Consider the following 1,215-nt stretch of genomic DNA (forward strand, 5'->3'; position numbering starts at 1 on the left):
ACCGCACCGTCGGACCCGATCACCGGATCGATCGCCGACTCGCTCACCGCCGAGGACCTCGAACTCGACACCCTGATCCCCGACTCACCGAACACTCCCTACGACATGCACGAGGTCATCACCCGGATCCTCGACGACGACGAGTTCATGGAGGTGCAGGAGGGCCGGGCCCGCAACATCATCGTCGGATTCGGGCGCATCGACGGCCGCTCGGTGGGGATCGTCGCCAACCAACCCACCCAGTTCGCGGGCACCCTCGACATCGATGCCTCCGAGAAAGCAGCCCGCTTCGTCCGCACGTGCGACTGCTTCAACGTCCCGATCATCACGTTGGTCGATGTGCCCGGGTTCCTGCCCGGCACCGGGCAGGAATACAACGGCATCATCCGACGCGGCGCGAAACTGCTCTACGCCTACGGCGAAGCGACCGTCGGGAAGATCACCGTCATCACCCGCAAAGCGTACGGCGGGGCGTACGACGTGATGGGGTCCAAGCACATGGGAGCCGACGTCAACCTCGCCTGGCCGACCGCGCAGATCGCCGTCATGGGAGCCTCCGGCGCCGTCGGGTTCGTCTACCGCAAACAACTGCTCGAGGCAGCCAAGAACGGGGAAGACGTCGACGCCCTCCGCCTGACACTGCAGCAGGAATACGAAGACACCCTCGTCAACCCCTACATCGCCGCCGAACGCGGCTACCTCGACGCCGTCATACCCCCCAGCCACACCCGCGGCCAGATCGTCACCGCCCTACGACTGCTCGAACGCAAACAAGTCACCCTCCCACCCAAGAAACACGGAAACATCCCCCTATGAGCGGCGAAGCGAATCACGACGCAGTGAGCGAAGCGAATCATGTTGCTGCGTCGTCTGGTTGGTCGTTTTGCGGATCTCCGACCGACACCGACATCGCGGCCGTTGTTGCTGTTCTGACCGCGGCGCAGTCGTCCGTTGTCGCCGAAGCTCCGGTGGTATCGGATCTGTGGGGTCGCCCCGAGGATCTGCATCGATACGGACTTGCAAGTGCCCCAGCTCTTTTCGTCAATGCCCGATATGGCCAGTAAAGGAATTTCAGTACATGACCACCTCGACTTCCCATAAGAAAATCTCGAAGGTTCTCGTCGCCAATCGTGGTGAGATCGCGGTGCGGGTGATCCGGGCGGCCGCCGATGCCGGGTTGGCCAGTGTCGCTGTGTATGCCGAGCCCGATGCCGA

General features: G+C 63.1%; 3 protein-coding genes. All 3 read left to right on the forward strand.

Annotation, left to right across the window (positions count from 1 at the left end; genetic code table 11):
- A partial coding sequence (locus tag ABZ677_RS27830) for a carboxyl transferase domain-containing protein (protein ID WP_358375332.1) occupies window positions 1-816 on the forward strand: 816 nt, incomplete at its 5' end.
- Window positions 813-1,064 carry an acyl-CoA carboxylase epsilon subunit gene (locus ABZ677_RS27835; protein WP_358375334.1) on the forward strand — a complete coding sequence of 84 codons (252 nt, stop codon included), beginning with the start codon at window positions 813-815 and terminating at the stop codon, window positions 1,062-1,064. The genes ABZ677_RS27830 and ABZ677_RS27835, both read left to right, overlap by 4 nt.
- A 14-nt stretch (window positions 1,065-1,078) precedes the next feature.
- On the forward strand, window positions 1,079-1,215 hold a 137-nt coding region (locus ABZ677_RS27840; RefSeq protein ID WP_358375337.1), incomplete at its 3' end, for a biotin carboxylase N-terminal domain-containing protein.

Source organism: Rhodococcus sp. NPDC006774 (genome assembly GCF_040636045.1).
Lineage (GTDB): Bacteria > Actinomycetota > Actinomycetes > Mycobacteriales > Mycobacteriaceae > Rhodococcoides.

Bases quoted from the DNA above. Each gene is read 5' to 3' on its own strand.
- ABZ677_RS27835 (WP_358375334.1), top strand. From the start codon at position 813: ATGAGCGGCGAAGCGAATCACGACGCAGTGAGCGAAGCGAATCATGTT.